This window comes from Mucilaginibacter sp. Bleaf8 (genome assembly GCF_018390515.1).
Lineage (GTDB): Bacteria > Bacteroidota > Bacteroidia > Sphingobacteriales > Sphingobacteriaceae > Mucilaginibacter.
The window spans coordinates 732,340-744,601 of record NZ_JAHBBK010000002.1; the positions used below are offsets into that span (position 1 = coordinate 732,340).

The 12,262-nt window shown below is 45.3% G+C and carries 17 protein-coding genes; all 17 read left to right on the top strand.

The annotated features are described in order from the left end of the window. Window positions 1-8 precede the first annotated feature (8 nt). The 17 genes from KHS38_RS12055 (at window position 9) to KHS38_RS12135 (ending at window position 12,245) form a co-directional block, all read left to right on the top strand. Window positions 9-287: a hypothetical protein gene (locus KHS38_RS12055; RefSeq protein ID WP_213488797.1), complete on the top strand. Its 279-nt coding sequence runs from the start codon at window positions 9-11 to the stop codon at window positions 285-287. Window positions 288-355: 68 nt separating this feature from the next. Then, window positions 356-679, top strand: coding sequence for a hypothetical protein (locus tag KHS38_RS12060; RefSeq protein WP_213488798.1), 324 nt, complete (start codon window positions 356-358; stop codon window positions 677-679). 667 nt (window positions 680-1,346) lie between these two features. Further along, window positions 1,347-1,883 (top strand): hypothetical protein, encoded by a 537-nt coding sequence (locus KHS38_RS12065; protein ID WP_213488799.1) that lies wholly within the window; start codon window positions 1,347-1,349, stop codon window positions 1,881-1,883. 167 nt (window positions 1,884-2,050) lie between these two features. Then, entirely contained in the window at window positions 2,051-2,527 is a 477-nt protein-coding gene (locus KHS38_RS12070; protein ID WP_213488800.1) for a hypothetical protein, read from the top strand. Window positions 2,528-2,618: 91 nt separating this feature from the next. Continuing rightward, window positions 2,619-4,073 carry a S49 family peptidase gene (locus KHS38_RS12075; RefSeq protein WP_213488801.1) on the top strand — a complete coding sequence of 485 codons (1,455 nt, stop codon included), beginning with the start codon at window positions 2,619-2,621 and terminating at the stop codon, window positions 4,071-4,073. Then, window positions 4,073-5,041 carry a hypothetical protein gene (locus KHS38_RS12080; protein ID WP_213488802.1) on the top strand — a complete coding sequence of 323 codons (969 nt, stop codon included), beginning with the start codon at window positions 4,073-4,075 and terminating at the stop codon, window positions 5,039-5,041. The genes KHS38_RS12075 and KHS38_RS12080 overlap by 1 nt, the downstream gene beginning before the upstream one ends. A gap of 5 nt (window positions 5,042-5,046) precedes the next feature. Next, a complete protein-coding gene (locus KHS38_RS12085; protein ID WP_213488803.1) occupies window positions 5,047-5,490 on the top strand; it encodes a hypothetical protein in 444 nt (147 codons plus the stop codon). A gap of 12 nt (window positions 5,491-5,502) precedes the next feature. Next, window positions 5,503-6,057: a hypothetical protein gene (locus KHS38_RS12090; RefSeq protein ID WP_213488804.1), complete on the top strand. Its 555-nt coding sequence runs from the start codon at window positions 5,503-5,505 to the stop codon at window positions 6,055-6,057. Between the two features lies 1 nt (window position 6,058). Then, a complete protein-coding gene (locus KHS38_RS12095) occupies window positions 6,059-6,250 on the top strand; it encodes a hypothetical protein (RefSeq protein ID WP_213488805.1) in 192 nt (63 codons plus the stop codon). Between the two features lie 272 nt (window positions 6,251-6,522). Further along, a complete protein-coding gene (locus KHS38_RS12100; protein WP_213488806.1) occupies window positions 6,523-6,864 on the top strand; it encodes a hypothetical protein in 342 nt (113 codons plus the stop codon). 92 nt (window positions 6,865-6,956) lie between these two features. Beyond that, window positions 6,957-7,643 carry a hypothetical protein gene (locus KHS38_RS12105; protein WP_213488807.1) on the top strand — a complete coding sequence of 229 codons (687 nt, stop codon included), beginning with the start codon at window positions 6,957-6,959 and terminating at the stop codon, window positions 7,641-7,643. Then, a complete protein-coding gene (locus KHS38_RS12110) occupies window positions 7,636-8,286 on the top strand; it encodes a hypothetical protein (RefSeq protein WP_213488808.1) in 651 nt (216 codons plus the stop codon). The genes KHS38_RS12105 and KHS38_RS12110 overlap by 8 nt, the downstream gene beginning before the upstream one ends. Further along, window positions 8,279-10,009: a hypothetical protein gene (locus KHS38_RS12115; RefSeq protein WP_213488809.1), complete on the top strand. Its 1,731-nt coding sequence runs from the start codon at window positions 8,279-8,281 to the stop codon at window positions 10,007-10,009. The genes KHS38_RS12110 and KHS38_RS12115 overlap by 8 nt, the downstream gene beginning before the upstream one ends. A 573-nt stretch (window positions 10,010-10,582) precedes the next feature. Further along, window positions 10,583-10,855 (top strand): hypothetical protein, encoded by a 273-nt coding sequence (locus tag KHS38_RS12120; protein WP_213488810.1) that lies wholly within the window; start codon window positions 10,583-10,585, stop codon window positions 10,853-10,855. 162 nt (window positions 10,856-11,017) lie between these two features. Next, window positions 11,018-11,293, top strand: a complete 276-nt coding sequence (locus KHS38_RS12125; protein WP_213488811.1) for a hypothetical protein — start codon at window positions 11,018-11,020, stop codon at window positions 11,291-11,293. A 334-nt stretch (window positions 11,294-11,627) separates the two neighbouring features. Next, a complete protein-coding gene (locus KHS38_RS12130; RefSeq protein ID WP_213488812.1) occupies window positions 11,628-11,828 on the top strand; it encodes a hypothetical protein in 201 nt (66 codons plus the stop codon). A gap of 132 nt (window positions 11,829-11,960) precedes the next feature. Further along, window positions 11,961-12,245 (top strand): hypothetical protein, encoded by a 285-nt coding sequence (locus KHS38_RS12135; RefSeq protein WP_213488813.1) that lies wholly within the window; start codon window positions 11,961-11,963, stop codon window positions 12,243-12,245. Window positions 12,246-12,262 lie beyond the last annotated feature (17 nt).

Consider the following 12,262-nt stretch of genomic DNA (forward strand, 5'->3'; position numbering starts at 1 on the left):
TGGTACCCATGAGCACACAAACTTTGACAGGGCAAAAAGGGGAGGGACTTGAGCCAATTAATTACCAGGCCTATATTACGGAGTACAGTTGGTGGACCAGTAGAACGGGCGCTCGTAAGTTCGTCATCGTCCGGATCCGGCACGACTTTCCGGACGAGGCCTGTAAAACCTCCACCTTGCCGACGCATGTGGTTATTCTGGAGGTTGGCAAGACCGAGCCGCTCACTGAACTTTGGACGAAGTTTGTGCAGCTGGTGGTGACGGGGGAGATGGTGAAAATTAATTGAAGCAGCATTTGTGTCTGCAATAACGAAATATAAAAGCCGGTTGTAAGCCGGCTTTTATATTTTTGTACATGGCCTCAACACAATTTCAACTCGTTCCATTGCCACGTACGCACCTTGCTTCTCTGGAATACATTTACCACAAGGAAAGTGGCCTTAGAATCATGATTTATCCGCTTATAATCTACCGATTTGAGCCTAATCCTGACGAACTGCACTTTTATGGCCAGCTTTTTACGCTTTGGTATGCCTTCGAGACCTGGGGCGTACAAGAGCATCAGGAACATTTAATTTCTCCGGCGCTGCACTGGTATGCCGACCGAAAACTTTGGCCGCATATGCAGCTTACATTGATCGATCCACGCAAGGAATCAAGTGGTCGTATCATAAATTAACTCATTGCAAAGACGGATTCAAATCAAGCTTAAGGATTAGTTAAGCGATATAAATTTTAGCGAGGCTCAACCATACCAGGTTAAGCCTTTTTTTATGCTTAGTCATCATGCTTCTAAGCTGAATGATCTTAGTGGCGCCGGCGTAATGTGGTACTGTATAATTCGTGAGTCGGCTTTGCCGGCGAACACCTTATCGTCAGCATTGCGCGGAGCGCCTTGATTTCCCCGTTCCCTTTATAGTTTATCTAGGTATAGTTTTTTTTAACTTCTTAACAGAATTGAGAAATTCGACTTTAAACCGTTCAAAATCAACGAAAAGTGCTGTTAAAGAGTTAAAATTAATTTCTTAACTAATTCTAATTGTTAAAAAAATTCTTTAACAATTTTACGTGTTAAAAAAACTGGCTTGGCTTGTTAAAAAATAAAATTGGATCTGTTAAGAAAAATAGATATTGATAATCAGGCGGTTATAGTCCGAAAGGCCTTTGTTAAAAAGTTAAAAAAATCTGGACGGTTGCGGGCGTCATAAATTTGGGAGATATAATAGTAAGGTCTAATAAGTCGAGTTTTCTGCTTGCTATTTACCCTGTCCTCTGTGCTAATCTTCTTAGTTAATACATTGTAAAACATTAATTAAATAAGTAAATTAGCACTACCCTAATAATTTATGTATCAGATAACTATACCCGTTAAACCCTTCGTGGCAAAGTACATCTATGCGCGTTATCGCCAAAACGTTTGGCAGATCGATAGAAAGGACCGTATAGGTAAGATCATGTTTAATATGCTGGAGCGTGTCCCGAGGGGACCTTTGCAACCGCCGCCGGAGCTGGGCGCCCAGCTGCCGGTCCGAATTATTTATCAATACGCCCAAAACAAGGGGGTGTATATCAGTAACCGGTCGATCATGGAATTCAATGAACAGATCCAACAGGAGCTGATCGAAGAGATCGCGCTTTATGCGAATCGCCTCCAAAACCATGTCGGCATTAAAAAGTATGATGAGCTTTACATAAATCAAACTTCGGCCTATGGCAGATCCAGAACCCGGGCGATCATCAATCCGGATGTAAAGCAGTACTTCGAAACCAAGGAGATCATTCACGATATTTTTAAGCAGTATGACATCACCGAGGATGATTATCCCTATGAAAATATCAAAAAACAGCTTCGCCGGTTAAAGTTGCCGATGTTAAGTAATTGATAATGATGGAGGTTATACGATTTGTAACAGATTTGTCCCCTAATACCAAGAAATTGCAACTTTTTAGGCCTCCAATGGAGGCCTTTTTTATTTGCAAAGCAGCCGATTCGGTTCGTTGGATCCGGGCTGTCCTTTAATACCACGGCCGCTCGCAGGATCTTTGATTTATGGCCAGGATACCACGTTTCAAAAAACAGAATGTCGGCTCAATTATCAAAATTGAGTACGCACCTACATTTGCCTTCATCAGGTTCATTCCCACTTCCATTACTACAATCAAAAGTACCGGCATTGACTTCCGGCCGGGATATGGATGGGAGGCGATCAACTGCAGCCAGGATACGATGGGGCACCAGCAGGATATGTCAGCAAATGACAATGGCGAAAGCTGGGCGCACCAGGTGGTCGGGTACATACCAGGCGACGAGCAGGCGATTGAGGATCCGCTTGCTGATATGAGCCGGTTGCGTTATGTGGTCCGGATCACCCAGGCCAACGGAACTGTCAAGATAGTCGGCTCACCCCGATACCCATTGGACTTTGACCTGAAGTCCGCTACTTCTAACACCTATGCCGGCCAGCTCGGCACTTCCCTGGTGTTTGCAGCTACTTCTGCCGGCCGGGCGCTGATCTACCAGGCCTAGCCTGTCCTTTTGTACGGTCTGGCCTCGACCGAATATTGTGTCACTATAACAAGGGCCAATACTTAACGGAAAGAAAGGCTATGAACTAAACATGAGATTAGACAGGTTAGCATCCGCCATTTTGCGTGGCAGCTTTTTGCTTGAACCGCGGCAGGCAGCTGGATTACTCCAGCTGGCTGACCGCTATGTCCAGGGCGAGAAGGTCAGCTGGTTTGATGCCAGCGAAGATTCGGCGAAAGAGAAGTACCTGGATACTTACATCATTTCACCTGAAGGCGCACGCGGCCGGATCAAAGCTGATCAGTCTGGTACCAGGGCGAATATTTTCGAAGATGCTCCGGAGGGATCCATTTTCGTTTTGCCGGTTCAGGGTACCATCATGAAGGATGATAATTGCGGCGCTCCGGGTACGGATACGCTGTCTTCCTGGTTAATTGACGCTCGTGATGCGAAGCGTAACCTGGGCAATATCATCGGTGGTGTAATACACATCAACTCCGGTGGCGGATCCGTTGAGGGTACCGCTGAATTCGCTTCGCTTATTTTAGAAGTAGCAAAAGAAGTTGACCTGGAAGTTTATGTTGATGGAATGATCGCTTCCGCTGCTTACTGGATTGGTTGCGGTTTAACGATTACAGCAAGCTCCGAGACCGTGGAGGTCGGAAGTATAGGCACAGCTGTTCGCTTTACTGACTATTCACAATATTACGCCAATCAGGGTATCAAGCAGATCTACATCAATGCGGATCCGTCCTTCGATAAGAATCAGGATACCATCCAGGCGATTGCCGGCAACTTCAAGCCGATCAAAGATGCCATTCTCAATCCTACTAATGAAGTGTTCCATGCCGCCGTTAAAGCCGCTCGTGGCGATAAACTGAAGCTGACCGATGTCGAGTCGGCTGAAGGTGTTAAGGGGCAGGAGCCGCTCACCGGTAAAATGTACCTGGCAAAAAAAGCTATGGAGATCGGTTTGATCGACAACATCGGAACGATGGAAACGGTCTTTACCAGCATCCGATCCAGGGTGCCGAACGATCAATTATTCGCACATTCTAATAATCAAGATATGTCTTTATTCGGAAACAAATTTAAAAAGCTGAATGCCCTGAAGGGCAAAAAAGCGGCCGATATCACTGATGCTGAAATCGTTGCCGTTAACGAAGAATTAACCGCCGAGGGAATTGATAATATTTCAATTATCTCGGCCGCGCACGTGCAAGAGGCCAATGCAAACGCGGATGCGGTGAGCGAAGGCTTGAGCGCAATCAATGCAGCTCTGGACGGCGCTGAACACACATCAATCGCGGAAGCCATTGATGCCCTGATCGCTGACCGTGATGCAGAAAAGGCGATCGCTGAAGAGTATGGCGATCAGCCAGGCAATAAACCTTCGAAACCCAAAACTAAGGCGGAATCTGAAGGTGGCGACGCTAAAGCCAAAAAGTACGCGGATATGAATGAGCTGGAGAAAAAAGCGCATCAGCGTAAGCTCATCAACGATAAGAAAGCCAAAATGAACTTTAAAGTGGAGGACGACGAATAATGAGTTCTATTAAATTAGATAAGCTAAGCGCCACGCTGGGCGACTTTTGCCGTGAAAATACGGATGTACTGATCAGCGAACTGGTAATGGATCCTAAACTGGATCAACGTTTTGCCGTTCTGGATGACATTAAGGATGAATATCCGTTGCCATTCCTGACCGTTAGCGATGAGCTGGTGAAACCAGGTAACGACCGCAAATTCGAACCGGTTGAAAATGCCATCGAATTTGATGCGCGTATTTTAAAGGTGCGTGATTGTAAAGTTGATTTGCAGATATTCCCGGCTGACTTTGAGAAGGTTTGGTTAGGTAAATATAAAAAGCAAGGCAGCCGTGGCCAGGACATTCCTTTTGAGCAATTCATTTTCCAGGTGATTATCCTGAAAGCTCGCCGGGCTATGCTTAACAAAGCGCTGTATCGCGGCGTCTACAATGCGGCTGGTTCTACCACTGCTACCACAATGGATGGTTACCTGAAGCTGATCGCGGATGAGATCGCTGCCGATAATATCGTACCGGTAGTAACCGGCGCTATTACCCAGGCTAATTGTGTTGATGCGCTGATCAGCGTTTACGATGCTTTAGGCGAAGAATACAAAGAGGAAGGCGTTCAGCAAAAAGTGAACTCTACCATCTTTGACTGGGTGTACCGTAAAACTAATCCGTTGATCAACAACACACTGGTAGCTACCCAGGATTTGGCAAACGGCCAAGCTAAAAAGGTAAACTTCATGGCTTTACCTGGTACCAACTGTACGCTGGTTCGCGAAACGGGTTTAGGTACCTCTCAGCGCGTGATCACCTGTCAGAAAGAAAACATGTCTTACGGCGTGGATTCAACCGGTGACGATGCAAACATCGAGGTGCAGCGCGACAAGCGTGCCCTTAACCTGCTGATTGACTTCAAAGCAGGCGTTAACTTTAATGAAATTCATAAAAACGCGCTGGCCGTAAATGACCAGTTATAATCAAAGTGAGCGGAAAAAAAGTAGTAATAGTCGGCGACTCCCTGGTGGGAGCGCTGGCTGCAATCCTGGCCAAAACGGAAGGTTCGGAAGTGCACGTGCAGCTGGTCGAATTTGAAGGCCAGTTGAAAGAATTCTTAGATCAGCCGGCAACGGTTGATTTAACTGCTGAACTTGAGACCTGGAAAAGCAACTTTGCTGACCTGCAGGAAGAGTTTGATGAGTACAAGGAAGTGGCTGAACCGACCATTGCTGAGCTGAAGTTGCAGCTTAATGATGCGTTGACCATCAAAGAGCAAAGCAGCAGTAAACGGGTCGTTACGGTCGATGGCCAGAAATTCGTTGTTAACCATGGCGCTCACCCTTATTCAGCTAAAGAAATTGCGGCTGATCCAGGCATCGCAAAAGCGATCCTGAAGATTAAGGGGCAGCAGGCATTAACCAAATTATAAGGAGGGCTTTCAATGGCAGAACCAATCATTTCAATAGTAGATCTGCTTCATGCGAACGGATCAAACAATCCTTCAGGCCTGGCCACCTTACATGGCTACGCAAACTTAGAAGACATCAAAACCGTAAAAACTCCCAAAAATCCGGGGGATGTTGGTGCCTCGTTAGAGAACATTGCAACGATTACAGAGGCGCACGTTTTCAACGTAGGTAAATGTATGTCTAAGCTTTACGGCACCGAAAATAAAGGTAAAGGCGGTTACGCGCCGGTAGGCGAGAAAGATTCGATGGGATACAAGGCCAGCGCTGAGCTGTCACACCCTGGATCAAAGCCGGTGGCCGATGGCCTGGCCAAAGTGTTCAGCTCATGGAACGGCCTGGTGTTCATCAAAGAAGCGGACAGTATAGTTCGTCAGTACGGATCACCTGAGTTTCCAGCCAGCGTAAAAGTAACCTACGATACCGGTAACAATGAAGGGTACCGTGGGTATAAGCTGGAGATTACCGCATACGGTCAGGCCGTGATCTATACACCGGGTTTAAACTTTACACCTGCAGCTGTAGTATAACATGGCAGCTCCAAAATTACCGGCTGATGTGGCCGGCAAGTATAAGATGCTTGCCGGCCATGGTGTTGGCGAGTACCACTGGAGCGGACACCGGGTAGACCTGCAGACCATTACCCTAGACCAGGCGACGAGCTTGGTGAAACAGGGCTTCCCTTATCTGATAGCTAAAAAGCAACCACGTACATTAATTTAAAAGTATTTAATTATACAACCTTTATGTTTTGTTGTAATTTTAGCATGAAGTAAACAATGTTTGGTTAGAAGAAGGTCCCTAGCGCGAGGCTGGGGATTTTTTAATATACGACCTTTCAAAACTTAGATAAGTTTAATCTTGAAATCCTTGGCCCTACAGTCAGGGATTTTAAATATATTTGCGGCTTAAATATTGTGATAAGGTTTAGGTTAAAATCCCTGGGCGCGATGCTTGGGGATTTTTATATATTGGACCACCAAAATTCTATTACAATGAATGATTTTTCTTTTTTGGACCTATGTGAGATCGCCCTTGGTCTCTTATTCTTATACGTTTATCTTAAACAGGCGGCCAATGTAAGTAAGATCCGTAAAACCTTGGATGAGCAAAGAATTAAGGATGCATGGGCAAATTATTTCGTCAATCTAACAGCGAATAAGAAAACTGAGGCTCGAGATTATCTGACCTACGTGATGTTTTATGAATTACATCAGCATATAGATTCGCCTACTTTACTTAGAGAAAAATATGAAGAGTTAGAGCAGAAGTATACTGCCACCTTCGCTGTATTAGGGTATCCGTTTCCGAAGAATCCCTACTTAAGGGATGAATAAACAGTCTTCGACTGTATGAAAAGATTATGCTGTTTTGATCTTTCAATCGTTCTTGTCCTTTATTGCCATCGGTTGCTATGGCAACTTTGGGTATGATCGAAAAGATTGATACCTGGTTAAATAGTGAGCGAGATTATGAGGCCGGCTACGAGCTACTCAAAGCTGGTGGCGCCTCCGGCCTGTTGATCAACATCCTTAAGTCTGGTCCGGATGCATTCAATACCCCGAAACTACTTGCTGAGCTTGAGAAGCTAAGATCAAAGCTCTCTAATACAGAATTGGAAACGGCAGCGTCTGCTCAGGTGCCACTGCTGGAAGTGCAAAAGCCGGTTATTCCTTCACCTCCCGACCAACAGAGTAAGGATGCTCATAATCTTGAAAAAAAGCTGCAGGTGGATAAGCAGATCAAGCAACTATGGAAGGAGATATGCCATTTGCATGGTCAGCTTTCTGTCCTGCCGGAAGGTGATCAATTATATGAATGTGCCAGGGATCTGCTACTCAAGGACCTCAAGCGAAAGGACCTTTATGACCAGCTGCATTATTTCGAAACTAAGGGCGTGTGGTTTGATGAAGTCCGTGGCAACGGGCCTGCAACTTTTGATCCCAAAGGTCCTGACCAGCTGCACCGTGAAATTAAAAACGCTATGTCCAATCGTAGCAAGGCTGCACGTGAGCTGAACCGGCCGCTGCCGGTTGCCGAGCGCAACTACCATCAGGGGCGCTTCGATGAGTTCAATAAAAAAGTTCAACACCTTCAATCTCTAAGGCATGTATAAACGCCCAGCAAAAAGAACGATGCCGGCATATGATCCTGCCAACGATATCGGGGCGGTTGACCGTATTCGGTTTGCCATGATCAATAACCGGATGAACGAACTGACTGAGCCGGAGTTCCGGCAGCTCGAGCGCTGGAAGCAGGTGGATGACTGGATCAGGAGCAGGCGATATCAGGGCATAGGCGGTGATGGAAAGCTCGGCCTGCAGCTGATACCCAACCAACGGTTTATACGCAACCTGATCATAAGCACCTATAATGTATCATGGGATACCGCCGAGCGTGACATCCGTAATACACAAAAGCTATTTAGTTCACGAGCAGATGACCGGGAGTACCACCGGGCCGTCTACATTGAGCAGGCTGAGCAACGCGCGGAAGAGGCCGCTGCCAGTGGCGATCATAAAGCAGCGTACAAGTACCTGGAGCTTGCTGCTAACCTGCGTGGCCTGTTTACCGAGCAGCCAGAAGAGGAGGACAATGAAAAGCTGCAGGCGCTGCAATTTATAATCGAATACAATCCTGAAGCGGTCGGCCTTAAAACCATTGAAAACAAGGACGAGGTATTTGCTCGCTGGATGAAAAAGAAGGCTTCAATATCGGATGCCATGAATAAAGATGCGGAGGAGGCTAAGTATGAATGATGAGGATATCCAACAAAAGATAACCCACTTCAACTACCCGCAGCAACGGGCCTGGATCGTTAACGCCAACACGACCATAGCAATTTTGGGCCGTGGTACCGGTAAGGATCATGGCATCGTTACGCCAATTACTTTGCGTAATGCGAAAGAAATGCCGCGCGGCGCTACCGGTTTTATCGGACCTACCTATGTGAAGATTAAGGGTGACCTGTTGCCATCGCTAACTAAGGCGCTGGAAAAGTTCGGGTTTTATGAAGAGGTAGATTATTGGATCGGGCAATTTATCCCTAAAAAAGTCAAAAGCGTAAAGCCTTTTGAGTGTCCCAGGGATCCGCAATATTCTATATTCTGGACCAATGGCCATATAAACCGGCTCATCGGCCTGGATCGTAAAGATTCAGCCAACGGTCAGTCGAATGATTACGTGCTGCTCAATGAGGCACGGTTTGTTAAAGAAGCGGATTATAAGTCACGTGTCGTACCCACTAACCGTGGCAACGAGGACCTGCCGCATTTCGCTAAATTACACTACCACCATGGGATCCTGATTACTTCGGATCAGCCTACCAACGCGGAAGGCAAATGGATACTTAACTTTAAACAGTTTCACGACCAGGAACAGATCGACCTGATCGTGTCTTATGACCAGGCACACCGTGAGCTGATAAAAGACATGGCTGATCACTTACTGCGTGATCATAACGGCGTTTCTATCCAGATCAAATATGACCGGGATAAGCTGCTGGAAACAATGCGCGACCTGGTTCTCAAAGGGCAACTTACCGAGGCGCTGAATAAACGCTTTCGTACCGAGCTGGCCAGGCTGGACAATGCACTGTTCGAGTTACGACGGGAGTGCGTCTATACGTTATATGCATCAACCCTGGATAATATCGATGTGGTAACCGAGCGGTATATCCGTCAAATGAGCCGGGTGCTTACCCCTAAGCAGTTCAATACCTCTATCCTTAACCTGGAAGATGATTCTGCTGAGGAGATGTTCTATTCAACGTTTGATGAGGACCGACATACGTATGATGATATCGAATACAACTACCTGGATATGTTTAAGAACTACCAGGATGCAGATGAACCCTGGAAGAAGGATGGCGATATCGATACGAAGAGGGGACTGGCCATTGGTTGTGACTGGAATAAGAAGATCACATCGATGGTGGTTGGTCAGCCATTCAGTCACGCGGTCAAAGTACTGAATAGCTTTCACGTTCTGGATCCGCTCCGGATCAAGCATGTTGCCAAGGCATTTAATGATTACTATGCTACCTATCCGAATAAGCGTGTTACGCATTTCTATGATCATACCGCAACCGGGCAAAATGCGCTAATGGAAAAGTCCTATGCGGATGAAATGCGCGACGAGCTGAGCGCTCTCGGCTGGCGGGTAGACGAGGTGTACATTGGCCAGACTGACCGGCACGACCTTAGAGAGAAGTTCTTTCGTCGGGTGTTTGCAGAAGATGATCCGAACACGCCCATTGTCAGGATCAACCGGATGAACTGCCCGGACATGATCACCGCCCTAAAAGGTTGCGGTACCAAATCGGGTAAGCTTGGCGCCGAGAAAGATAAGCGACCGGAGAATCGAAAGTCGGTGCCACCGCAGCATGCTCCTCACTTCACGGATGCTTTCGATACCCTGATTGGTGGCGTCATGTACGAGATGTCCGGCAATTCCATTTATGAACCAGACTTCGTTACTTGATTATTCCTATATTGTGTAGGATGCTATGCAACTTGTATGATTAAGTGGAGAGGGATTAAATTAATGGGATTGCTTTTAAGCGGTTCGAACTTGGCATTCAATTTGGTAGATCTTGCTAGAATTTCCATCATTCATTCAATTTTACATCCTGTATAATATTTCGATTTCCTTAAAGTTTCTAAATACATGAATGTTACAATCGAAAAAGCTTGGGCTTTCGTAACTAAGCAAAAACGTCCAAAAGTGACGGGTTTAGAAGATCATACCCCTGATGTAATTGCAACCGCGTATAACATAATAAGCCGTCTTTCTAAATCAAAGTGGTTTGAATATGCTGACAGTTTGATTCTTCTGAATCCAACCTACATTCCAAGGGTGCTTGCAGAAGACGCAACGTCTAAGTACGTAAACAAAATATTGTCTACCCGTGGTATACGAGTATGGTACGGGTCGAAATAGCGTTGCAGACGTTTAAGAATGTTTATATCGATTCTGCTTGGCGTTAACTTGTCTTTATATTGATATAGTGCCGTGGTGACTATATGCTTATTCAGACTATTAAAGAGAGTAATAATGGATGAATTGCTGAATGAGGCATGGCGCATCACTAAAATAAATGTGCGGCCGCAGATAATAAGTGAAACCAGGTTTGTGAATGATATTCTAAAAACAGCGCAACAAATATCGCAACGGCTCGATGAGGTCACCTGGAGGTACATTGCCATCGGACTTATCAATAGCCAGGAATGGGACTCAGTTAGGAACCTGGCAGAGGAGACATCGTCAATATACATCAACTTTATACTGAACACACGAGGCATCCGTGTTATCTACATTATTGATTGATTGTTAGAACCGCTTCTGGATTAATTACGGCACATTGGTATTTGAGTGTTCATTTACAGATAGTTAGTTTGATAACATTTAGAATAGCTACAGGATAAATATCGTTTCAATTATGTAGCTTAGACGACTGCACCTTTTGCATTGTAAAAAAAATCTATCAAAATGAATAAAGCAGTTGAAGAAGCGTGGCACATTGCGTCCGAACACTTGCACCCGAAAGTCAGAAGTAATGATGGGCACAGTGTTAACATCATTGCTACCGCAATAAATATTTGTAGAAAATTTTCGAAAGAACGCTGGATGGCAACTGCCGAAGAATCTTATCGAATAGACATGAAGTTGACAGCTCGTTACCTGGCTGAAGAAGCCTCTTCTCGTTATGTTAATCACGTCTTGTTCACGAATGGTTTGAGGGTAATCTACGAGGGTGAAGGTTAAGAAACATAATTTTGCAATTTTTAAAGGCCGGGCATCCACCCGGCCTTTTTTCATATATCCCTTTTTTTACACCTAAAAGTTGCCGTTGCCGACAGTGCGTCACGGGGTCAACTCTTTGTCATCGGTTCAAACTCAAGAATTTTTAGGCATTAAATTGCTGGAAAATAAGTAAATAACCGAAAACGGATCGCGAGCTCAAAAATGAAGCTTCGCAGGTAAAAGTTGCCTTTTGGATTAATTGGAAGTTAAAGTTTTTAAAACTCTTTACTCTAAAAAGTTGTATTTGCATTATTAAGTATCAAGGTTAAACGACACATAGAAGTTTAAAATTGCAATGAAACAACTTGAAAAGCAGGCTGCGGTTATAATGAATCAAATATCCGGTGTTAGAAAACAGATTCAAGACATCCCTTTCTCATCACCACATCGCATGGAACATATCCAAAGCCTTGTAAAATTACAAGGTGAACTCATCCAGGTACAGAAAGACCTTAACAAACGCTACTTAGAGCAATATATACATCACAAAATTTAAGGCTAGATTTATCTTTACAACTTTAAATTTTGAGCTAGACCATTTGGTTCATTTCGATTAACCTTTCGCGCATTCTTTTCTTTAATTTTCCTGTCCTTTAATACGGTCCCGATCCACGGCAACTTTGGATCAATGGATAGTATCACACTTGACGAGGCGCTGGCCATGATGAACCAGGTTGACCGTAAAGGTAAACCGGTCCCGTTCAGTATTGAAGTGCCGACTTGTGACCTGAACCGGAAGCGTGGAGGCACAAGGCTCATCTATGAAAAAGCCGTATTAACTAACCCAGGCTCCAGACGGCAGTACCGGCAATATAACGGCGTGATCAACATTCGCGCAGTCGGCAATAAGGAGGTCCGTTCTATCCATCCCATCCTAATCAAGAAAGTAAATGGCAAAACAATCACCCTCTGATGTAGTCGAGGTAGACG

Excerpts from the sequence above, each read along its gene's own strand:
- KHS38_RS12080 (WP_213488802.1), top strand. The coding sequence starts at position 4,073 with ATGAGTTCTATTAAATTAGATAAGCTAAGCGCCACGCTGGGCGACTTT.
- KHS38_RS12095 (WP_213488805.1), top strand. The coding sequence starts at position 6,059 with ATGGCAGCTCCAAAATTACCGGCTGATGTGGCCGGCAAGTATAAGATG.
- KHS38_RS12100 (WP_213488806.1), top strand. The coding sequence starts at position 6,523 with ATGAATGATTTTTCTTTTTTGGACCTATGTGAGATCGCCCTTGGTCTC.
- KHS38_RS12075 (WP_213488801.1), top strand. The coding sequence starts at position 2,619 with ATGAGATTAGACAGGTTAGCATCCGCCATTTTGCGTGGCAGCTTTTTG.
- KHS38_RS12055 (WP_213488797.1), top strand. The coding sequence starts at position 9 with ATGAGCACACAAACTTTGACAGGGCAAAAAGGGGAGGGACTTGAGCCA.
- KHS38_RS12110 (WP_213488808.1), top strand. The coding sequence starts at position 7,636 with ATGTATAAACGCCCAGCAAAAAGAACGATGCCGGCATATGATCCTGCC.
- KHS38_RS12060 (WP_213488798.1), top strand. The coding sequence starts at position 356 with ATGGCCTCAACACAATTTCAACTCGTTCCATTGCCACGTACGCACCTT.
- KHS38_RS12125 (WP_213488811.1), top strand. The coding sequence starts at position 11,018 with ATGAATAAAGCAGTTGAAGAAGCGTGGCACATTGCGTCCGAACACTTG.
- KHS38_RS12090 (WP_213488804.1), top strand. The coding sequence starts at position 5,503 with ATGGCAGAACCAATCATTTCAATAGTAGATCTGCTTCATGCGAACGGA.
- KHS38_RS12135 (WP_213488813.1), top strand. The coding sequence starts at position 11,961 with ATGGATAGTATCACACTTGACGAGGCGCTGGCCATGATGAACCAGGTT.
- KHS38_RS12120 (WP_213488810.1), top strand. The coding sequence starts at position 10,583 with ATGGATGAATTGCTGAATGAGGCATGGCGCATCACTAAAATAAATGTG.
- KHS38_RS12065 (WP_213488799.1), top strand. The coding sequence starts at position 1,347 with ATGTATCAGATAACTATACCCGTTAAACCCTTCGTGGCAAAGTACATC.
- KHS38_RS12130 (WP_213488812.1), top strand. The coding sequence starts at position 11,628 with ATGAAACAACTTGAAAAGCAGGCTGCGGTTATAATGAATCAAATATCC.
- KHS38_RS12070 (WP_213488800.1), top strand. The coding sequence starts at position 2,051 with ATGGCCAGGATACCACGTTTCAAAAAACAGAATGTCGGCTCAATTATC.
- KHS38_RS12115 (WP_213488809.1), top strand. The coding sequence starts at position 8,279 with ATGAATGATGAGGATATCCAACAAAAGATAACCCACTTCAACTACCCG.
- KHS38_RS12105 (WP_213488807.1), top strand. The coding sequence starts at position 6,957 with ATGATCGAAAAGATTGATACCTGGTTAAATAGTGAGCGAGATTATGAG.